At 58.6% G+C, this 20,926-nt stretch carries 16 protein-coding genes; 7 read left to right on the top strand and 9 right to left on the bottom strand.

The genetic code is table 11. The features are described 5' to 3' along the window. Positions 1 to 26 precede the first annotated feature (26 nt). From C8265_RS04425 to C8265_RS04435, 3 genes are all read right to left on the bottom strand, one after another. Complete coding sequence (locus C8265_RS04425) at positions 27 to 2,318, bottom strand: glycosyl hydrolase family 28-related protein (protein WP_108482771.1); 2,292 nt, start codon at positions 2,316 to 2,318, stop codon at positions 27 to 29. A 163-nt stretch (positions 2,319 to 2,481) separates the two neighbouring features. After that, positions 2,482 to 2,898, bottom strand: a complete 417-nt coding sequence (locus C8265_RS04430) for a DUF4864 domain-containing protein (protein WP_108482979.1) — start codon at positions 2,896 to 2,898, stop codon at positions 2,482 to 2,484. Between the two features lie 76 nt (positions 2,899 to 2,974). Beyond that, positions 2,975 to 4,558 carry a lysine--tRNA ligase gene (locus C8265_RS04435; RefSeq protein ID WP_108482772.1) on the bottom strand — a complete coding sequence of 528 codons (1,584 nt, stop codon included), beginning with the start codon at positions 4,556 to 4,558 and terminating at the stop codon, positions 2,975 to 2,977. A gap of 100 nt (positions 4,559 to 4,658) precedes the next feature. On the opposite strand from C8265_RS04435, the gene C8265_RS04440 reads away from it, so the two are divergent. After that, positions 4,659 to 5,081: a tellurite resistance TerB family protein gene (locus tag C8265_RS04440; RefSeq protein WP_108482773.1), complete on the top strand. Its 423-nt coding sequence runs from the start codon at positions 4,659 to 4,661 to the stop codon at positions 5,079 to 5,081. Between the two features lie 74 nt (positions 5,082 to 5,155). Here the strand turns inward: C8265_RS04440 and dacB are convergent, their stop codons facing one another. From dacB to mgrA, 3 genes are all read right to left on the bottom strand, one after another. After that, positions 5,156 to 6,619, bottom strand: coding sequence for a D-alanyl-D-alanine carboxypeptidase/D-alanyl-D-alanine endopeptidase (gene dacB / locus C8265_RS04445; RefSeq protein WP_108482774.1), 1,464 nt, complete (start codon positions 6,617 to 6,619; stop codon positions 5,156 to 5,158). 107 nt (positions 6,620 to 6,726) lie between these two features. After that, entirely contained in the window at positions 6,727 to 7,338 is a 612-nt protein-coding gene (locus C8265_RS04450) for a nicotinate-nucleotide adenylyltransferase (protein ID WP_420818841.1), read from the bottom strand. A gap of 7 nt (positions 7,339 to 7,345) precedes the next feature. Next, the gene (mgrA, locus tag C8265_RS04455) at positions 7,346 to 8,377 is read right to left on the bottom strand and encodes an L-glyceraldehyde 3-phosphate reductase (RefSeq protein ID WP_108482776.1); all 1,032 of its coding nucleotides are present in this window, start codon (positions 8,375 to 8,377) and stop codon (positions 7,346 to 7,348) included. Positions 8,378 to 8,507: 130 nt separating this feature from the next. Here mgrA and rimK point away from each other — a divergent pair, with 130 nt between their 5' ends. The 4 genes from rimK (at position 8,508) to C8265_RS04475 (ending at position 13,546) form a co-directional block, all read left to right on the top strand. Then, positions 8,508 to 9,413: a 30S ribosomal protein S6--L-glutamate ligase gene (gene rimK, locus C8265_RS04460; protein WP_108482980.1), complete on the top strand. Its 906-nt coding sequence runs from the start codon at positions 8,508 to 8,510 to the stop codon at positions 9,411 to 9,413. Beyond that, the gene (locus C8265_RS04465) at positions 9,410 to 10,447 is read left to right on the top strand and encodes a succinylglutamate desuccinylase/aspartoacylase family protein (RefSeq protein WP_108482777.1); all 1,038 of its coding nucleotides are present in this window, start codon (positions 9,410 to 9,412) and stop codon (positions 10,445 to 10,447) included. The genes rimK and C8265_RS04465 overlap by 4 nt, the downstream gene beginning before the upstream one ends. A 67-nt stretch (positions 10,448 to 10,514) precedes the next feature. Next, a complete protein-coding gene (gene ettA, locus C8265_RS04470; protein WP_108482778.1) occupies positions 10,515 to 12,170 on the top strand; it encodes an energy-dependent translational throttle protein EttA in 1,656 nt (551 codons plus the stop codon). A gap of 350 nt (positions 12,171 to 12,520) precedes the next feature. Next, positions 12,521 to 13,546, top strand: coding sequence for a Fe(3+) ABC transporter substrate-binding protein (locus C8265_RS04475; protein WP_108482779.1), 1,026 nt, complete (start codon positions 12,521 to 12,523; stop codon positions 13,544 to 13,546). A gap of 85 nt (positions 13,547 to 13,631) precedes the next feature. Here the strand turns inward: C8265_RS04475 and C8265_RS04480 are convergent, their stop codons facing one another. Beyond that, a complete protein-coding gene (locus tag C8265_RS04480) occupies positions 13,632 to 15,272 on the bottom strand; it encodes an ABC transporter permease (protein WP_240610975.1) in 1,641 nt (546 codons plus the stop codon). A gap of 156 nt (positions 15,273 to 15,428) precedes the next feature. Beyond that, on the bottom strand, positions 15,429 to 16,007 hold the full coding sequence (locus tag C8265_RS04485) for a YceI family protein (protein ID WP_108482981.1): 579 nt from the start codon (positions 16,005 to 16,007) through the stop codon (positions 15,429 to 15,431). Between the two features lie 276 nt (positions 16,008 to 16,283). Here C8265_RS04485 and C8265_RS04490 point away from each other — a divergent pair, with 276 nt between their 5' ends. After that, positions 16,284 to 17,270, top strand: coding sequence for a TAXI family TRAP transporter solute-binding subunit (locus C8265_RS04490; RefSeq protein WP_108482781.1), 987 nt, complete (start codon positions 16,284 to 16,286; stop codon positions 17,268 to 17,270). A gap of 113 nt (positions 17,271 to 17,383) precedes the next feature. Then, positions 17,384 to 19,609 (top strand): TRAP transporter permease, encoded by a 2,226-nt coding sequence (locus C8265_RS04495; protein ID WP_108482782.1) that lies wholly within the window; start codon positions 17,384 to 17,386, stop codon positions 19,607 to 19,609. A 56-nt stretch (positions 19,610 to 19,665) separates the two neighbouring features. Here the strand turns inward: C8265_RS04495 and acdA are convergent, their stop codons facing one another. Next, positions 19,666 to 20,871, bottom strand: coding sequence for a 3-sulfinopropanoyl-CoA desulfinase (gene acdA, locus C8265_RS04500; RefSeq protein ID WP_108482783.1), 1,206 nt, complete (start codon positions 20,869 to 20,871; stop codon positions 19,666 to 19,668). Positions 20,872 to 20,926: the final 55 nt, after the last annotated feature.

The following is a 20,926-nucleotide window of genomic DNA, read 5'->3' on the forward strand; positions in this document are numbered from 1 at the left end:
CCACCACGCCGCCCTGCCCCGGCCCTTTAAAACGGTTTGTCGCACCGCGCGGTCACCTGCACCCGGCCCCGCGTTGGCACCGACCATCCCAGCCGCACACGGTTCTGGCCCGGACCATCCATCGGCGTCACTGACGGCATATCATAAACCCGCGCCTGCCCCGAGGTCAGCAATTCGCCCTCGGGCACTACGGCGCAAACCGTTCGCGCATAACCTTGAAACGGCAGGAACCCACCAATCCCCAGGGTCCAGGTTTCGGCATTGTCATTCTGGCTGAATTCCAGGGTGACAGGATTGATCGTCAGCTGCTGAATGCCGTTGAACGTGTTGCCCTGAAAATTGATCAACCGTGCCAGACTGTGATCCAGACCGGCGATCGATGTATCCACGCGGTCAATCCGATCAATCTGTCCGTTGATCGATTTGAACGTATTGCCCACCACATTCAGACCCTGCACAAAATGGCCCGGCCCGAATGGTTTTATCACCAGCCAACTGAACCAGGATGCAACGTTATTAGCTGTAAAAATACACCCGGTAATCGAGAGCCCGCCAAAGGAAAATTCATTTGCAAAACCGGGTTGCGCGTCGTGCTCATTGGTCCATTCAATGAAGGAATTGTCGATATAACAGCCGGTAATCACCGTTTTCACGTTTGTTTCAGTCAGAACCAAACCCGCCGTGCGCGGCCCGTTGTTGACATTGTCACCCTGAAACCAATGGTTGCCCACCAACAGATGCCCGTTGCCAAACAACACCATTGTGGTGCCCAATCTCTGAAATCTGCTGTCGCGGATTTTACCATCATTGGCATTGATGTTCAGGCCGACAGAAATTCGTTGTGTCGCGGGCAGGGATTGTTCGGCCGAAATGAAATGACACCGGTCGATTTGCAGATCCTGACAGCCCCGGCCAATGCTGGTAATGCCACGATGTTTCGGCTTGGTGATGAAGCAATCCTTGACGTGAAATGTTTCGCCATCCGGGGCCATCATGATGCCACTGGCCAGGGAATCGAGCTGAAATTCAATATCGGCCAGGGTAAATTTGCTCAGCCGGTTGAACCCGCTGAAATCCAGGGCATAGCGGAATCTGCGAAAGGTGTAATTCTGTGTGCCGACCGCATCATACAACGGCTGACTTAGCGAAATCGTACCTTGGCCGACGTTTTTCGAACTGACGTAAACTTCGCGCCCGACACCGTTCCCCGTAACCAGCGATCCAACCTCGATATTCGCCACATTTGTCACCTGGGTCAGGGTGCGTGGATTATTCTCGGAATACCGCGCCGATGAGGACACGGCCGGCGTGTTCCACCCGGTGCCCGGCACACAGTTGAACTGCCCGTTTCGGATCACCCGGCGGATCTCATAGGTGGTCAGGTTGTCAACCGCGGCCGCCATGTCTATCGGCTCGCTCAGCTCAATCCGCCGCCCGCCCATATCCAGACTTTCATGGTCGGTATTGTTCAAAAGCGCCTGAAAGGCTTTTTTGAATGCCTCAACCTCATTGCCGAAGGCATCAATATAGGTCGGCAAATCGAAATTCTTGCGCAGCACAAGCCGGCGATTGACCGGCATCGAAACTTTGCCGACGAACCGGGTTTCATTCGCCATCGTCACGTCGGAGTTCAGCCGGAAATTTCCCTCGGGCACCACGACATAGCGCCCGTTGGCCGCCGCATCGGCCGCGTTGAAGGCAGCGCTGTCATCGGCGCTGCCGTTGCCCACCGCGCCATAGTCGCGCACATCGACAAAATCCAGAAGGCTGCGCAGAAACGCGCCGGTCACATCCTCGATTTCGATATCGTCAATCCGCACAACACCGCCATTGGGCCCGGTCAGATCCAGCCCGAAATGGCCGTAAATCGCATCGCGGCCCCACACCATGTCAACGCCGTTGCGCGCGCCGACGCCGACAATCGCGCGCACCTCAACCACATCACCGTAGCTCGACAATTGGGTCGTGGGCCCCACCGTCACGACACCGTTGATCGGGTTGCCCCCGGCCCGTGCGCCATAAGCCGCGATGCGCACGCCGGGCAAATTCCCGGTCACCGCCTTGACCCGCGCACGGATCTGCAAATAACAGCCGGGCAAAATCGGGGTTTCGCCGGTATATCGCAACCGCTGGGTGCCTTGGGTCTTGATCAACTCCAGGCAGCCGCCAAAATCCTGATCCGCAGGCACAAAGGCCGCGTTTGACGCACCGGCATAGGTGGCCGACCCCGGCGTGCCATCCTCGCTGGACCAAACATTCAACCCGCCCGAAAACGGCGGAGGCATCAGAACCAGCCCATCGGTTATCGCTTTGTTCATCGCAGTCCCTTTCATACGCCAAGCCCAACCGCGACACCAAAACAAAACCCCGCAGGCCGGTTTGGCCAACGGGGTCTCGCAATGTTGAATGTCGTGATTTTCTGGCCAAAGGAATAACAGCGGGCCGTTAACCACCCCCTAAATCACCGCGCGGTGCAGCGCATCAAACCCCCAGTTGCGGCGCCTGCAAAAGCTGCACACCATTGATCTGCCAACCGATTTCGCCCTTGATCATCTGATAATCAAGCGCGTGATAGACACCCGATGCGTCGCGCACCACCACCTTTTGCCAAAGTTCACCGCGGATTTCACGCAGCTCCTGAAACTCGACGGCACTGGGGCGATGCACCATGGGGTATCCTTGTTGCACCATGGCGGCGAACCTGTCGACCGAGCCGAACATCGATTTTATGGTGGGTGAGGCATAGTCAAACGCCGTGGCGAAATCATCGGCCAGAAAGGCATCGATCTGCCCCTGGATCACCCGTTCAATCGCCGGATATTGCATGGGGTCCGTTTGCGCCTGGATCGGGCCGGCAAGGCCAATCGCCAGGGTCAGGATCATAAACAGCCGTGTCATCGCGCGCCCTTTCATGTGTTCGTTGAAAAACACGTAGCGCGCGATGCAAAAGTTTCACGCCAATCCGTGGCCCGCGTTATCCCGCGGCCAGTTCGCCGCGCGCCCCCGCTTCGATCAGGGCGATACTTTCATCGATCCCGTAAAGCGCGATGAAACCGCCAAACCGTGGCCCTTGCGAGGCACCCAACAACACCTCGTAGAGGGTTTTGAACCAATCGCGCAGTGGTTCAAACCCGTGATCCTTGCCCACGGCAAAGACCACAGTTTGCAATCCTTCGGCGTCCAATCCGCCCTGCCAGTCGCGCAGACGTGCCGCCAGATCATTCAGGGCCGCCGCTTCGCGTTCATCGGGCAGGCGGAACACTTTTTCAGGCTTCACAAAGTCGTTGTAATACCGCACGGCAAACCCCGCCGCCTGATCCAGATCGGCGTGGGTTTCGGGCGTCGCGTCAGGGGCATAGCGTTGGATAAAGCCCCACAGCGCCGCCTTGTCTTCGGCGCTGGACACGCTGGCCAGATTCAACAGCATCGCAAACGGCACCACCATGGTGGACACCGGCACATCGCCGCTGTGTACATGCCACACCGGGTTGTTCACCCGTCCCGCGGCATCCTGATCGACATAGGCGCGCAACTGCTGATGATACTCATCCACCGCCTTGGGGATCACATCAAAATACATCCGCTTTGCGGTTTTCGGCTTTTGATACATGAAATACGACAGGGATTCGGTGCTGGCATAGGTCAGCCATTCATCAATGCTCAACCCGTTGCCCGAAGATTTCGATATCTTCTGGCCCTTGTCATCCAGGAACAATTCATAGGTGAAATGGTTCGGCTTGCGCCCGCCCAAAATCTCGCAAATCCGGTCATAGATCGGGGTGTTGGTGGAATGGTCTTTGCCGTACATTTCAAAATCAACGTCCAGCGCGGCCCAGCGCGCGCCGAAATCGGGCTTCCACTGCAATTTCACATTGCCGCCAGTCACCGGCAGGGTCCATTCGCGCCCTTCTTCATCGTCAAACGTGATTTCACCTTTTGCGCCATCCACATGTTTCATCGGCACATATAAAATCCGCCCGGTTTCCGGATGGATCGGCAGGAAACAGGAATAACTCTGCTGCCGCTCTTCGCGCAGGGATTTCAACATCACCGCCATGATCTGATCATAGCGTTCCGCCGCGCGCAAAAGCACCGCGTCAAACTGCCCCGAGTTGTAATATTCGGTCGCCGAGATGAATTCATACTCAAACCCGAACGTATCCAGAAACCGCCGCAACATGGCGTTGTTATGGGCGCCGAAACTGTCGTGGGTGCCAAATGGGTCGGGCACGCTGGTCAGCGGGCGCTGAAGATGCTCGGCCAGGGCGTCGGGGTTGGGCACATTGCCCGGCACCTTGCGCATCCCATCCAGATCATCGGAAAAACAGATCAGGCGCGTCGGAATATCCGAAATCGCCTCGAACGCGCGGCGGATCATCGTGGTGCGCGCCACTTCGCCGAATGTGCCGATATGGGGCAGGCCCGATGGCCCGTATCCGGTTTCAAACAGCACATATCCCTTTTCGGGCGGTGCCTTTTCATACCGTTTGAGCAGCGCGCGCGCCTCTTCAAAGGGCCAGGCCTTTGATGTCATCGCAGCAGCGCGCAAATCGGACATGGTATTTCTCCTGTTAAAGTGAACGATCGGGAACCGTCACTCCCTATTGCCCCCAAGGCGCGGCGTCAATATTCTGCACCGCAACATAAAGGATATCAGCATGACAGATAACTCTTACGCGATGACGGCCCAGGATTGTCTGGTGGCGGTGATGATTGCCGTCAGCGTGTCGGATGCAAATATCCACACCGCCGAATTGCTGACCATCGAAAGGATCGTGAATCACCTTCCGGTGTTTGCCAGTTACGATCAGGACCGCATCGCAAAAGTGGCCGAAATTGTGTTTGATCTGTTTTCAGAAGAGGATGGGCTGGACGCCCTGTTTGGCCTGATCCGGGATAATCTGCCGGAAAAGCTGAATGAAACTGCCTATGCGATGGCCTGTGATGTGGCCGCCGCCGATGGCCGGATCGAAGACACCGAACTGCGCCTGCTGGAAGAAATCCGTTATGAGCTGACCATTGACCGGCTGCACGCCGCCGCCATCGAACGCGCCGCGCGCGCGCGCCACCTGACCCTGTGAACCAATGTCTGACCGAATAGAGCGCCCATGGCGCACGCCATTGCGGCCCTGACGGGCCTGCGGGCGCCCGTGGCTCAGGCTGCGTAAATCGTCGACCACCGGTCCAACAGCGCCCATTGCAACGTACGCGCCCGCCGCGCCCAGGCAATACCGCCTTCGGGGCGTTCGCGCTCTGCCTCGCTCAGCGCGGCACGGCGCGGCGGATCGGCACAAAAGATCGCAAAGCCCAGATCAACATCGCCTGGCGCCCTGACATATCCCGTCAGGGCCGATACAAAGTTCAACGTGCCGGTTTTCGCCTGAACCAACACATCTGGCCGGTCTTCGATCGGATAGGTTTTCATCAGGCCGCGCAACCGCCCATCAGACGCGGCATGCACCATGACACGCGCCATATCTGCGGCACTGATCCGCGAATCGCCTCCCAGACCCGAATGATCGATCAGGCCTGCGCCCGCCGCGCCCGCCGATTGTGCCAACCAGTGGTTCATCATCGCAGCGCTTTTGGGCAGGTCTGACAGGGTGGCGCCACGCTTGGCGCTGGCGCTCAGGCCTATGATTTCCGCCGTCATGTTGGTTGAATATTTCAGCATATCCTGAACCACATCAGCCAACGGCACGCTGCTGTGGGTCACAAGGGTTTCGCCCCTGGCCTCGGTTGCGCGGTGGGCGTCATGGCCCAGTTGAATGCCGTTTGCCCGCGCCAACGTCATGAACACTTCGCCCGCGTACAGGGCCGGATGGCGCACTGGCAACCACCGTGCCCCACCGGTGCCCAATGCCCGGCGCGATACCGTCCATTCATCGCGCAGATCACCCTTGGCATAGGTGTAAATCGGCACCGCGCGGTCGATCACCTGCATCCGCGACACCGCAACATCGGGGCGGTATTTCGATGATCGGGCATCCATCGTCACCTTGTATGCGCCACCCTCGCGGCGCCATTCAAAATGAACCCGGTTGAAATTAAGGTTCAGGCCGCCAATCGCGGGGTTATACCCCACATGATCGGGCTGCTCCGTGTCGATTTCGGGCAAGCGTGGCAGCGCCTGATCCCAGACGCGGAATCTACCGGCCACTTCGCGCACGCCGACGCGTTTCAACTGGGCCGCCATGTCGGCCAGACCGTCGGTGTCCAGGGTCGGATCACCGCCGCCCACCAAAATCAGATCCCCTTCGATCCGGCCATTTTCAACCGGGCCGGTGGCCACAAGCCGGGTTTCAAACCGGTGATCGGCGCCAAGGGCATCCATGGCATAAAGGGCCGTCAGCGCCTTGGCGGTGCTGGCGGGGGGTTGGGGCACATGGGCGGAACGGGATTCCAGTATTTTGCCGGTGCGCAGATCGGTCACCGCAAAACTGACCGATCCGGTCAGCCGCGCCTCATCAACCAGATCCTGCGCAGATTTGACCGCCTGTTTGAAAAAGTCGCTCGCGCGGGGATGGGGGCGGATTGAGGTTGTCGGCGCCTCGGCCACAAGCGGTGTGGCGGCGCTGGCGAATAAGCCACCCAGAACCGTTCGTCGTGTTAGGCGCACTGCATGTCTCCCCAGGTGCGTCGGTATTTTGCGGGCCGGTTCAGGCCCGACCAGACCCGATTTAACCGCCCCCGCCGCCGCACTGCAACCCCGCAAGGGGCAAATGCCTAGTCCTGCCAGCCCCCCGAGGCGCGAATCGCGCTGGATGACAGGGTATTCATCGGAATATTCACAAAACACCACACCGGGGTGTCATGACGCGCCAACAGATGCGATTCGCGCCCGCGCAGACGAAACCGCTCAAACCGCGCGGCGGCCGGCGACATGCGTGCCGAAATGCGCTGCCCCGGGCGGGCCAGAACGCCGACCGGCACGTTTGACAAAATCCATTGCCAATTGTCCCACAAATGGAAATCGGCCAAACTATCGGCGCCCATAAGCCACACAAACCGCACGCCCGGATACATCCGGTGCAACCGCTGCAGCGTTGCGGCGGTATAGCGGGTGCCGATCCGTTCTTCGATATCGGTAATCTGAACGCGCGGATGATCCATCACGGCGCGTGCCGCCGCCAGACGTTGGGGCATCGGCGCCGGGCCTTTGGATTTCAGCGGGTTGCCGGGCGTGAGCAGCCACCACACCCGATCCAGATCGAACCGTTTCAACGCCTCTTTGGTGATGTGAACGTGGCCGGCATGGGCGGGGTTGAACGACCCGCCCAAAAGGCCAATCACCTGCCCCGCCCGCGCAACCGGAATATCAGGGCCGGTGAGCGCCAAGATACGCCTAAACGCCTTCGCTGGATTTGGCCCACAGGTTGATGTCTTCTTCCTGTGCGACCGCGTCGATCTGGGCCAGCTCATCATCGCTGAACTCAAGGTTGCCAACCGCACCAGCGCAATCCACCACCTGTTCCGGCTTGCTTGCGCCGATCAGGGCAGTGGTGATGCCGCCGCCACGCAACACCCAGGCAATCGCCATCTGCGCCAGGGTTTGGCCACGGTCGCTGGCGATGGCATCCAGCTTGCGGATGCTTTCAATCGCACTTTCGGTAATCTTGCCGGGTGCCAGGGATTTGCCCTGCGCGGCGCGGCTTTCCTCGGGGATGCCGCCCAGATATTTCTTGGTCAACATGCCTTGGGCCAAAGGGGTAAAGGCGATTGATCCGATGCCCAGATCGGCCAATGTGTCTTTCAAACCGTCGCGTTCCACCCAACGGTTCAGTATATTATAGCTGGGTTGGTGAATGACACAGGGCGTTCCGAGGTCTTTCAAAATCGCCGCCGCCGCGCGGGTGCGTTCGGAGTTGTAAGACGAAATCCCCACATACAGCGCCTTGCCCGAGCGCACGATCTGATCCAGCGCGCCCATGGTTTCCTCAAGCGGGGTATCGGGATCAAACCGGTGAGAATAAAAGATATCGACATAGTCCAGCCCCATGCGTTTCAACGACGCATCACAGGACGAAATCAGATATTTGCGCGATCCCCATTCGCCGTAAGGGCCATCGTGCATGTGATACCCCGCCTTGGATGAAATCACCAATTCGTCGCGGTATCCGGCGAAATCCGTGCGCAAAATCTCACCGAATGCGGTTTCGGCCGATCCGGGGGGCGGGCCGTAATTGTTGGCCAGATCGAAATGGGTGATGCCATGGTCAAATGCGGTCCGGCAAATCGCGCGCTTTGTTTCGTGCGGCGAATCGCCTCCGAAATTATGCCACAGCCCCAATGATACAGCAGGCAGTTTCAAACCGGACGCGCCACAGCGGCGGTATTGCATACGGTCGTAACGGTCGGGATCGGGGCGATAGGTCATGTCATATCCTTTTCCAATTCCTCTTCTTTTGGCGGCTGGTGTCGGGCGTGTCAAATCCGCTCTGGGGTGGCGCATCACGCGCAGGTCGGTCATGTTGGGCCAAAGCATGCTCAACAGATCGGACACCCCAATGAAAATCGCGATGATGGCGCAAAACGCCAACCTGTATTCCCATCAACGCCTCAAAGACGTGGCTGAGGCCCGGGGTCATGAGTTCGATATCATCAAGACTTTGGGCTGTTACATGAACATCGCGTCGCGCCGCCCCGAGATTTATTATAACGGCGCAAAGCTGCCGAAATATGATGCCGTGATCCCGCGGATCGGGGCCAGTGTCACGTTTTACGGTCTGGCCGTGCTGCGCCAGTTTGAAATGCAGGGCGTGTTTCCGTTGAACGAATCGGTGGCAATAGGCCGGTCGCGCGACAAACTGCGATCGATGCAATTGATGGCACGCGATGGCATCGGCCTGCCGGTCACCACCTTTGCCCATGACGCGAAACAAACCGAAGAGGTGCTGAAACTGGCCGGGGGCGCACCCACGGTGATCAAGCTGCTCGAAGGCACCCAGGGCATCGGTGTGGTTTTGGCCGATACCGACCGCAGCGCGAAATCGGTGATCGAGGCGTTTCGCGGCGCCAACGTCAATATCATGGTGCAGGAGTTTATCAAAGAGGCCGGCGGCACCGATATTCGCGCGCTGGTGATCGGCGGCAAAGTGATCGCCACCATGAAACGCACCGGGGCCGAGGGCGAGTTTCGTTCAAACCTGCACCGGGGCGGCAGCGCCGAAACCATCAAGATCAGCCCCGAAGAACGCGCAACCGCCGTGCGCGCTGCCAAATCCATGGGGCTGAACGTGTGTGGCGTTGATATGCTACGCTCGAACCATGGGCCGGTGGTGATGGAGGTAAACTCATCCCCCGGACTGGAAGGCGTGGAAAAGGCGACAGGAATCGACATCGCAGGCAAGATTATCGATTTCATCGAAAAGAACGCCAAAGAGGGCAAAACCAAAACGGTTGGCAAAGGCTGATGACGCAGACAGCATTCGAAATCGGCGGCGTTACCCTGGCACCGGGCGAACGGCGCCGTGTTGAATTGCCGGTTTCGGTGCTGTCCGATCACACGCCCGTTACCCTTTCGGTGCAGGTGATTCATGGCAAACGCCCCGGTCCGGTTCTGTTCGTGTCCGCCGCTGTGCATGGGGATGAGGTGATCGGCGTGGAAATCGCCCGCCGCCTGTTGCGCGCGCCGCAATTGCGCAGTCTGGCAGGCACGCTGATGGTGGTGCCGATCGTCAACAGTTTCGGGTTTCTCAACAATTCCCGCTACATGCCCGACAGGCGCGATCTGAACCGGGTGTTTCCTGGCTCGCCCACCGGCTCACTTGCCGCGCGGCTGGCGCATCTGTTCATGTCCGAGGTCGTGGCACGCGCCGATTTCGGCATTGATCTGCATTCTGCCGCGATCCACCGCACCAACATGCCGCAAATCCGGGTATCGGCCAGCAATGAAACCACGCTTGAACGGGCCGAGGCCTTCGGCGCACCGATCATCGTGCGCGCCAAGCTGCGCGATGGCAGTTTGCGCGCCGCCGCCCGCGAAGTGGGCTGTGACATCCTGCTTTATGAGGCGGGCGAGGCGTTGCGCTTTGACGAATTATCGGCCCGTGTGGGCAGTTCCGGCATCCTGCGGGTGATGCACCAAATGGGGATGATCGGCACTAAGGGCCTGCCAAAACGCCGCGCCGCGCCGATACAGGCCAGCTCATCGTCGTGGTTGCGCGCCCCGGCCGGCGGGCTTTTGCGCTGTTTCAAAGAGGTGGGCGAAGGCGTTGAGGAAGGCACATTATTGGCCGCCGTCGCCGACCCGTTTGGCGAACAGGAACACGAAATCATCGCCCCCGCCCCCGGTATCATTCTGGGCCGCGCGATGATGCCGGTGATCAACGAAGGCGACGCCTGCTATCACATTGCCGCCACCCCGATTGATCCCCAAAAACGCATGGAGCGGCTGGCCGCCGATCTGGAAGCTGATCCAATGTTTGACGAAGACGAGATCCTCTAGCCAACGCATTGCCCCCGCGCCAAAGCCCAAGTACACAAGGGCGAAATTCATTTAGCGGAGCATCCCCATGGCAGCCTATCAATACGTCTATCACATGGACGGTGTCAGCAAATCGTATCCCGGCGGCAAAAAGCTGTTCGAGAACATTCGCCTGTCGTTCCTGCCCGGTGTGAAAATCGGTGTCGTCGGGCCAAACGGCGCGGGTAAATCGACCCTGCTTAAAATCATGGCCGGGATCGACAAGGAATTTACCGGCGAAGCCTGGGCCGCCGAAGGCGCCAAGGTTGGGTATCTGCCCCAGGAACCCAAATTGGACGAATCCCTGACAGTGCGCGAAAACGTCATGTTGGGTGTGGCCGGGAAAAAGGCAATTCTTGACCGGTACAACGAACTGGCGATGAATTATTCCGACGAAACCGCCGATGAAATGGCCACCTTGCAAGATGAAATCGACGCGCAAAACCTGTGGGATCTGGACGCGCAAATCGACGTGTCGATGGAGGCCCTGCGCTGCCCACCCGACGATGCCTCTGTCGCGTCACTTTCCGGCGGTGAGGCACGGCGCGTGGCACTGTGCAAACTTCTGCTCGAAGCACCCGATATGCTGCTGCTTGACGAACCGACCAACCATTTGGACGCCGAAACCATTGCATGGCTTCAGAACCATCTGATTGATTATAAAGGCACAATCCTGATCGTCACCCATGATCGGTATTTCCTTGATGATATCACATCCTGGATTCTGGAACTGGACCGGGGCCGCGGTGTGCCATGGGAGGGCAACTATTCTTCCTGGTTGGAGCAAAAGGCCAAACGCCTGGCACAGGAAGCCAAAGAGGACAAATCGCGCCAGAAAACGCTGGAGCGCGAATTGGAGTGGATGCGTCAGGGGGCCAAGGCCCGCCAGGCCAAATCAAAGGCCCGGATCAGCGCCTATAACGAACTGGCCGGCCAATCCGAGCGTGACAAGCTGGCGCGCGCACAGATGATCATCCCGAATGGCGAGCGTTTGGGCAATAAAGTGATCGAGGTCAACGGATTGACCAAGGCGATGGGCGACAAACTCTTGGTCGAGGACCTGACATTTTCGCTGCCACCCGGCGGTATTGTCGGTGTGATCGGGCCCAACGGCGCGGGTAAAACCACCCTGTTCAAAATGCTGACCGGTCAGGAAACCCCCGATGCCGGCACTGTCGAATATGGCGAAACGGTCCAGCTGTCCTATGTCGACCAATCCCGCGATGCGCTGGATCCGAACGTGACCGTATGGGAGGAAATCACCGGCGGTGCCGAAATCATCCAACTGGGCGATGCCCAGATGAACAGCCGCGCCTATTGCAGTGCCTTCAATTTCAAAGGTGGTGATCAACAGAAAAAGGTATCGATGCTGTCGGGTGGCGAACGCAACCGTGTTCACATGGCCAAACTGCTGAAAGAAGGCGGCAACGTGCTACTGCTCGATGAACCGACCAACGATCTTGATGTCGAAACCCTGCGCGCATTGGAAGATGCGCTGGTTGATTTTGCCGGCTGCGCCGTGGTCATTTCCCACGACCGTTTCTTCCTTGACCGGATCTGTACGCATATGCTCGCGTTTGAGGGCGACGCCCATGTCGAATGGTTTGAAGGCGGATTCACCGATTACGAAGAAGACAAAAAACGCCGCCTTGGCGCCGATGCGCTGGAACCCAAGCGCGTGAAATTCAAGAAATTCGTGCGTTAAAAAAATCGCCCCAACAACACGCAAAAATGCCGGTGTTGATGGGGCAAACCCGCTCTGACACAGGCCGCCCTTCGCCGTCTGCGATACAGTCGGTCGCGTGGCATTGGCGAAGTACTCAGTAAAACATGCATGATCCGTGCTGGTATGGCACGGTTGATCCTGCACTGTTCCTTTTGCCAAATACCCCCCCGATCTTTCACTCAACTTCTCACCGCCCAGGCGCGCCCTGCCCCATTGGGCCGGTCAGGTGGGGCGCAAAATTTTTCCTGACTAAAAGGATCAACTATGTTGCAATCCCGTCAGCTTCAGGTAATTGAGTAAATCAGTAAGGTATCACAACGGAGCTTTCGATGACACGCATCACCACAATCTCAACCTTCGCGCTTACGGCTGTGGCAATTCTAAGCAGCACCGCCGCCTATGCAGAGGGCGATCTGAACCTGTATTCCTCGCGCCATTATGATACGGACGAACGGCTGTATTCTGATTTCACCGACCAGACCGGCATCACCATCAACCGGATCGAAGGCAATGCCGATGAGTTGATCGCGCGGATCGAGGCCGAAGGGCGCAATTCGCCTGCCGATGTTCTTTTGACCGTGGATACATCGCGCCTTGAGCGGGCGAAAAACGCCGGTGTGCTGCAAAGCATCGATAGCGCCGTATTGGAAGACCGGATTCCCGCCAACCTGCAGGATTCCGACAATCAGTGGTTCGGCTTTTCACAGCGCGCGCGGATCATCTTTTACGACAAGGCCAACGTGACCGAACCGCCGATGGATTATCTGTCCTTGGCCGATCCAAAGTATAAGGGCATGGTCTGCCACCGCTCGTCCAGCAACGTGTATGGGCAAACCCTGTTGTCCTCGATCATCGAAAACCATGGCGAAGAGGCCGCCAGGGAATGGGCGCAAGGCATGGTTGATAACTTTGCCCGCGATCCCGAAGGCGGCGACACCGACCAATTGCGCGCGCTGGTTTCTGGCGAATGCGATATTTCGGTGTCAAACACCTATTACTTCGCCCGCGCTGTGCGCACTGATGTCAGCGGCCTGTCGTCCGATCTGGACAAAATCGGCTGGGTCTTCCCCGCGCAGGACGCCGAAGGCGCGCATATGAACCTGTCGGGCGCCGGCGTCGCGGCAAATGCACCAAACCGCGACAATGCGATCAAATTTCTGGAATATCTGGCCTCGGATCAGGCCCAGCAGTATTTCAGCGCCGGAAATGATGAATACCCCGCCGTTCCCAGCGTTGAGCGCAGCGAAAGCGTAAAATCACTGGGCGAATTCAAAAGCGACACGGTGAACCTGTCGGATGTGGCGAAAAACCTGCCCACCGCTCAGAAGATCTTTAACGAGGTTGGCTGGGAATAATCCCGTACATCCCTGAAATGACGGCGCGCTTTGATGGCAAAGCGCGCCGTTTTTTTATGGCCCGACGAGGCCAAAGCCGCGTCCGTTAACCGCCCCGCCCCACCTTGCGACACAGCAGGATAACAGGGATCAACCCGATCGCGGCAATCACCAGACTTGGCATCGCCGCCCCCTCCAGCCGTTCATCACTGGCCAGGCGAAAGGCCTGCACAGCCAATGTGTCATAATTGAACGGCCGCATGATCAGGGTCGCGGGCAATTCTTTCATCACATCGACAAACACGATCAGCGCGGCGGTCAGCAAACTGGGCGTCAGAATGGGCATATGCACCCGGCGCAACACGCCCCACTGGCTTTGTCCCAGCACCCGCGCGGCGCTGTCCATATTGGGGCTGACGGCGGAAATCCCCCCCTCATATGCGCCCAGCGCCGCCGCCAGAAACCGGATCATATAGGCGGCGATCAACAACCAGATCGAACCGGTCAAAAGAAGCCCGGTTGAGATATCGAATGTTTCGCGCATCCAACTGTCCAACGCATTGTCAAACGCCGCCATCGGCACCAACAACCCCACGGCAATCACCCCGCCCGGCACCGCATATCCCATCCGCGCAACATATGCGGCAGCAGACGACAGCCGCCCCTTGCGCTGGCGCTGATAGGCGCCCAGCAAAATCGCCGCGCCCACGGTGATAAGCGCGGCCAGACTGGCCAGAGTGAGCGAGTTCCTGATGAACCCGACATAGCGCTGGCTCAGCAGATCCTGTTGCGATTCCAGCGCCATAACCACCAGGGCAATCACCGGAACGATCAACCCGAACACAACCGGCAGCGCGCACAGCAAAACCGCCGCCCATTTGGTCGCGCCGGTCAGGTTCATGCGCGCCATCGCCTCTTGCCGCCGCCCCGAGGTATATTGGGCATCCCCCCGGCTGGTGCGTTCCAAAATCGCCAACAACAGGGCAAACGCCAACAGCCCCAATGACAACTGGGCCGCCGCCGCCCGGTCGGCCATGGAAAACCAACTAGTATAAATGCCGGTGGCAAATGTCTGCACCCCGAAATACGCCACCGTCCCGAAATCGGCGATGGTTTCCATCGCCGTCAGCAAAACCCCCGCCGCAATTGCCGGGCGCGCCATTGGCAACGACACGCGAAAAAACGCACCCAGCGGTGTTTTCCCCAAAGACCGGGCGGCAAAAAACGTGGTCGCGCTTTGCGCCGTAAACGCGGCCCGGGCCAGCAGATAAACATAGGGGTACAGCACCAGAATCAGCATCGCCGCCGCCCCGCCCAGGGATCGGATTTTCGGAAACCAATAATCGCGCGGCCCCCACCCCATCACATCGCGCAGCGTCGATTGCACAATGCCCGGATGATCCAACAGATGCGTATAGGCATAGGCCAGAACATAGGCCGGAAAGGCCAGCGGAATAACCAGCGCAATTTCAAACCAGCGGCGGCCGGGAAATTCGGCCATGGTCACAACCCACGCGGCCCCGGTGCCGATACTGGCCGTGCCGATGCACACCAGCACGACAAGCGCCAGAGTGGTCTGGGTATAGCCGCCCAAAACCGTTTCCGCCAAATGGGTCAGCGTATCAAGCGACCCCATGAACGCCGCCACCAACACGCCCAGATGGGGCAATGCACAGATCACCGCGATGGTCAGCGCGGCAATGGTCAGCCCCCGGTCGGACACTGACTTGAAGAATTGGGATTTCATGATCTGGCGCATTCCGCCCCTAACAGCCGATGAACAGTGCCCTGCACCTAACCCATTCCATCGCCGGGACAAAGGCCCAAGCCAACCTTTTCTGTCGGATATGACGGTTGTGCACGCCCGCCCCGACAGGCAGACGTGCCACCCCAAGAGCCGGGATCAGTCCTTGTCAAACATCAGCCGCACCGTGACCGGCGATGTGCGGGTGATGCCCGGCAAACTGGCCAGTTCCATCATCTTGTCGATCCCCGCCGCAAGGCCCGCATCTTCGATATCAAGAAACACCAGACCATCCGTGCTGACCAATGTCTGGGCCTCGCTTGCGCGCAGAACAAACATATCGCTTTCCACTGCGATGGTTTGTCCAAGAAACGACAGATCGCCCACCGCAAAGACGGTTCCGTGACCGCCCACCGGAATGGCGTTCAACTCAGCCATATCCATTCCGACCGACAATGTGGCGGTGGCACTGTCGCCGAAAACAAATTCGATCATCCGTTCATTTCGGATTTCGATATTGGTTTCAATCGACGTCAGGTCGATCTCGATTTCGACCATGCCATCTGCCGAAACCGTGCCTGAAAGGGATTTGAAACTGTGCACCTCGCCGGTGCGGTCATTCTTGATCGATCCAAAGGACAGCTTTGATGCGTCATTATTCAACGTCCAGGTCTCGGCCGATATCGCCGAAGCCATGAGCGCACCCGCGAAAAACGCCGCCATAGATGTCTTGAGCATTGCATGTCTCCAATTTTGTCTGAATCCGAACATCGCCAGATTCAACCCTAACATGATCCACCTGCAAATGATCCGCGGATTTGCAAAACCGGGTGGCACAGCGCGTGTGATCCCTCAATTGGCGCTTTGTTAGCGTTATAAATTCCAAATTCTGCAATCGTTCGTTGCAAACCTTGCCCCCGCGTTTATCGTTCACGGGTCACTTGGCGCAACTGCGTCAGACCACCACGAACGTCACCCCAAAAAAGGGGTGCGACACATTAGGGAAGGATACCCATGAAAACGGCCATCTTTATCGCCGCCACAGCACTTAGCGCCAATGTGGCCTTTGCCGAGGCACATCAGGACCGCACCGATTGGCCCGAAAGCTTTACCGTGGCCACTGCATCGCAGGGCGGCACATATTTCGCCTATGGCTCGGGCTGGGCCAATCTGGTCGCCAAAGAGCTGGGCATCACCGGCGGTGGCGAAGTCACGGGTGGCCCGGGCCAGAACATGGCCCTGGTTCATACCGGCGATGCGCAATTCGGCATGACCACGATGGGCCCCGCCGCCGAGGCGATTCGCGGTGAAAGCCCGATCGCCCCCGGCCTTGCGATGACCAACGCCTGTGCCATGTTCCCGATGTATCAGACACCGTTTTCGGTAACGGCCCTGGCGTCCTCGGGCATCACATCGGTCAGCGAAATTCCCGATGGGGCGCGGATCGGGTTTGGTCCTGCCGGATCAACATCCGACACATATTTCCCGCTGATGATGGATACGTTGGGCGTGAAATACGAACGCCGCAATGGTGGCTGGACAGATCTGGGCAGTCAGCTTCAGGATGGTCTGCTGGATGTGATCGCATTTGCCGCCGGTGTACCGGTGCCCGCCGTCAGCCAGCTTGAGGTGCAGACCGATGTGAACATCATCGAATTCACCGAAGAAGAGCAGCAAAAGATCATGGATGCCTATCCGGTTGCACCCTTTGATATAGCCGCAAGCACTTATACCACGCTGGAAAAAGATGCACGTTCGGTTTCGATGTGGAACTTTGCGATCGCCAACTGTGATCTGCCCGAATCCTTCGTCAATGCCGTGGTCGACATCGTCATGTCAGACAACGAGCGGATGATGAACATTCACAAGGCGTCACGCTCAACCTTGCCCGAAAACTGGGACAAGAACCGTGGCGTCATCGCATGGCACCCCGGTGCGGCGAAATGGTTTATTGAAAATGCCGGCGCCGACATTCCCGCCGACCAGATTCACAGCAAATAAACATTGCTCGGGGCCGCGCCATTGTGCGGCCCCGCTTGCCTCTGCACTATTTTACGCCCTGAATTGAACGTCAACGCGGCTGCCTTCTGCAGACAACCGCATGGAGGAACCCAATGACAACATCCGCCCCCCGCGATGATCAGATCAACGGCCCATTGGATACCGAAGGGGTGGACGACGAACCAATCGAACATAACCGCCGTATTTTTAGCGGGCGGACCTATCTTGCGGTGGCGGCGTTTTCCGGGTTGTACGCCATTTTTCATATGGCGGTGCTGAACGGGTGGTCGATCCGGTCCTGGACCGGCGTTGATATTCCCGGCTTGCCGGTGTTTCCGATGGAAACCTGGAATTTTCGCATTGTTCATATCGCCGGGGCGCTGATCCTTGGGTTTATCCTGTATTCTGCCCGCGCCTTTCCTGACGATGAAAACGACCGGCGCAATCCTTTGGATATCGTTGCTTTCCTTGGTCTTTTGCCCGCATTTTATGCGCTTTACACGGCCTTTGGCTTTGCCATGGATATTCAGGGCGGCGTGATGTGGAATGGCGTTGATCCGGGGATCAAGGCGCGCGAAATCTATCATTTCGGCATCCCTTTGGTTGTGGCAACCGGCATGGGCATTGTTCTGGGCTGGGTGCGGCCCCGGGTGCGCGGCACCATTGCGCCTGCCGATGTGCTGTTGTCGGTCTGTGCGATCACTGTTGCGACCTATCTGATCACGATCTTTGGCACCTTGATGCGCAATGCCACCGGCACGCCCTTTGCCCCCATCGGGATGAGCATCGCAGCCGTTGCCGGCACCGCCCTGATCATGGAGCTGACCCGCCGTGTGGCCGGTTTGGCGCTGATTGTGATTTCGGGTTTTTTTCTGCTTTATGTGTTCGTGGGTGAAAAGCTGCCCGGTTTCCTGAATGCCCCCGACATCGCGTGGGAGCGTTTCTTTAGCCAGGTTTATACCGATGCCGGTATCCTTGGGCCAACCACCGCCGTTTCATCGACCTATATCATCCTGTTCATCATTTTCGCCGCGTTTTTGCAGGCCTCGAAAGTGGGGGAATATTTCGTCAACTTCGCCTTTGCCGCCGCCGGGCGCGCGCGCGGTGGCCCGGCCAAGGTGGCGATTTTCGCATCCGGTTTGATGGGGATGATCAACGGCACATCGGCGGGCAATGTGGTGGCCACAGGCTCGCTCACCATTCCGCTGATGAAAAAGGTTGGGTATAAACCCAAAACCGCCGGCGCGGTTGAGGCCGCAGCATCGACCGGCGGACAAATCATGCCGCCGATCATGGGCGCCGGCGCGTTCATCATGGCCGAAATCACCGGCATTCCATACACCGACATCGCCATTGCCGCGATCATCCCGGCGGTTTTGTATTTCGTTTCGATCTACTTCATGGTTGATTTTGAGGCGGCAAAACTGGGCATGCGCGGAATGCGCGAAGATGAGTTGCCCAAGTTCAGGGACATGATCCGCCGGGTCTATCTTTTCCTGCCGATCATCATCCTGATCACGGCCTTGTTCATGGGCTATTCGGTGATCCGGGCGGGCACCTTGGCCACCGCCTCGGCCGCGGTGGTCAGTTGGCTGACGCCGTACCGGATGGGCATCAAATCGGTGTCAAAGGCGTTTGAAATCGCTGGCATCATGTCCATTCAGATCATCGCGGTCTGTGCCTGTGCCGGTATCATCGTCGGGGTTATTTCCCTGACCGGGGTTGGCGCGCGGTTTTCATCGGTTCTGCTTGATATTGCCGATGCCAACCAATTGCTGGCGTTGTTTTTTGCCATGTGCATTTCGATCCTGCTGGGCATGGGCATGCCGACCACCGCCGCCTATGCCGTGGCCGCGTCGGTCGTGGCACCGGGCCTGGTGCAACTGGGCATTCCGGCGCTGACGGCGCATTTCTTTGTGTTCTATTTTGCCGTGGTGTCGGCGATCACACCGCCGGTGGCTCTGGCCAGTTACGCCGCGGCGGGCATATCGGGGTCAAACCCGATGGCAACATCCGTGGCGTCATTCAAGATCGGGATTTCGGCATTCATCGTGCCGTTCATGTTCTTTTACAACAGCGCCATCCTGATGGATGGCACCTGGTTCGAAGTGTCGCGCGCTGCGGCCACCGCCATATTCGGCGTGTTCCTGTTGTCCTCGGGCGTTCAGGGCTGGTGGGCGGGCGGCGTGGCCAATCCGCTGATCCGGGTCGCGCTGATCATTGTGGCGCTGTTCATGATCGAAGGCGGCCTGATTTCCGATCTGATCGGGATTGGCGGCGCGGTTGCGCTGTTTTTGCTGGCGCGGATGACCGGCGGCAACAAACCCGCCACCACCTGAATCAAAAAGCGCCCGGCGGTTGTGCCGGGCGCTTTCGATATTCGGTATGCGCGGGCCTATGCGACGCGCGACAACCGATCAGCCTGTGCATATCCATCGCGGGTTTGCGGCAGTTTCATTCCCAAAACGGATGAGGCCACCTGATTGCGCAACATCTGCGCGGTGCCCCCGGCGATGGTGAACATGCGCACATCCCGCGCCATCCGCTCCATCGGCAGGTTGCGCGAATACCCCATCGCGCCGTGAATCTGCAGCGCGTCATTGGCCACCTTGATCGCCGTGTCCGACGCCAGGATCTTGGCCTGTGCGGCATCCTGCATGCTGGGAAACCCGTCACCCGCACCCAGCGCAGCCTTGTAAATCAGCGCCTGAGATGCCGATAACCCGACCGACATATCGGCCAGCATCCACTGCAGCCCCTGAAATTCGGCAATCGGGCGGCCAAACTGTTCGCGCTCCAACATATAATCGCGCGCCCGCTCGAACGCGCCCTGGGCCAGGCCGTGTGCCACAGTGGCCGCACCCACCCGTTGGCCGTTATAGGCATTCATCAACGCGGCAAAGCCCCGCTTGAACCCTTCGGGCAGACGCACAACCATGTTATCAGCCACGAACATATCGTCGAAATGCATGTGGGTTTCGGGAATACCGCGCAGGCCCATGGCCGGTTCGCGCGCGCCCACGCGCAGCCCTTCGGTTTCTCCGCGAAACGCGAGGAAACCACCGATCCCCTGGGTCACGCCGTTTTCGATCACGCGCGCAAACACCAGATGCACCTTTGACACACCGCCCCCGGTGATCCAGTGTTTGGTGCCGTTCAACACATATCCGCCCTCACACCGGGTGGCGGTGGTGGTCATTTCCGTTGCGGCCGATCCGGCCTCGGGTTCGGTGATGCAGATCGCCGGTTTGTCCCCCGCCAGAACATAGGGCGCGACCTTTTGTTTCTGTTCTTCACTGCCATAGGCCATGACAGCGCCGATGCCGCCCATGTTCGCCTCGACCACGATGCGCCCGGTCGCGCCACAATTGCGCGCCATCTGTTCGATCACCAGCACCGTATCAAAATAGCTTAAACCGCGCCCGCCGAATTCCTTGGGAATGGTCATGCCCATGAACCCGCCTTCGGTCAGTTTTTCAACCGTGTCCCAAGGATAGGCTTCGGTGCGGTCCACCTCGGCGGCGCGGGCGGCCACATGGCCATTTGACAGCTCGGCCGCCTGGGCCTGAAGGGTGCGTTGATCGTCGGTCAGGGAAAACATCAGGTATCCTTTCAGGAATGGCTTTGCCCCAGAGTACCAGTAAAGTTTTCCTTTC

It is taken from the genome of Oceaniglobus ichthyenteri, assembly GCF_003057885.1.
GTDB classification, from domain to species: domain Bacteria; phylum Pseudomonadota; class Alphaproteobacteria; order Rhodobacterales; family Rhodobacteraceae; genus Oceaniglobus; species Oceaniglobus ichthyenteri.

Excerpts from the sequence above, each read along its gene's own strand:
- C8265_RS04480 (WP_240610975.1), bottom strand. The coding sequence starts at position 15,272 with ATGAAATCCCAATTCTTCAAGTCAGTGTCCGACCGGGGGCTGACCATT.
- rimK (WP_108482980.1), top strand. The coding sequence starts at position 8,508 with ATGAAAATCGCGATGATGGCGCAAAACGCCAACCTGTATTCCCATCAA.
- C8265_RS04475 (WP_108482779.1), top strand. The coding sequence starts at position 12,521 with ATGACACGCATCACCACAATCTCAACCTTCGCGCTTACGGCTGTGGCA.
- C8265_RS04425 (WP_108482771.1), bottom strand. The coding sequence starts at position 2,318 with ATGAACAAAGCGATAACCGATGGGCTGGTTCTGATGCCTCCGCCGTTT.
- C8265_RS04485 (WP_108482981.1), bottom strand. The coding sequence starts at position 16,007 with ATGCTCAAGACATCTATGGCGGCGTTTTTCGCGGGTGCGCTCATGGCT.
- acdA (WP_108482783.1), bottom strand. The coding sequence starts at position 20,871 with ATGTTTTCCCTGACCGACGATCAACGCACCCTTCAGGCCCAGGCGGCC.
- mgrA (WP_108482776.1), bottom strand. The coding sequence starts at position 8,377 with ATGACCTATCGCCCCGATCCCGACCGTTACGACCGTATGCAATACCGC.
- C8265_RS04430 (WP_108482979.1), bottom strand. The coding sequence starts at position 2,898 with ATGACACGGCTGTTTATGATCCTGACCCTGGCGATTGGCCTTGCCGGC.
- ettA (WP_108482778.1), top strand. The coding sequence starts at position 10,515 with ATGGCAGCCTATCAATACGTCTATCACATGGACGGTGTCAGCAAATCG.
- C8265_RS04495 (WP_108482782.1), top strand. The coding sequence starts at position 17,384 with ATGACAACATCCGCCCCCCGCGATGATCAGATCAACGGCCCATTGGAT.
- C8265_RS04435 (WP_108482772.1), bottom strand. The coding sequence starts at position 4,558 with ATGTCCGATTTGCGCGCTGCTGCGATGACATCAAAGGCCTGGCCCTTT.
- C8265_RS04490 (WP_108482781.1), top strand. The coding sequence starts at position 16,284 with ATGAAAACGGCCATCTTTATCGCCGCCACAGCACTTAGCGCCAATGTG.
- C8265_RS04440 (WP_108482773.1), top strand. The coding sequence starts at position 4,659 with ATGACAGATAACTCTTACGCGATGACGGCCCAGGATTGTCTGGTGGCG.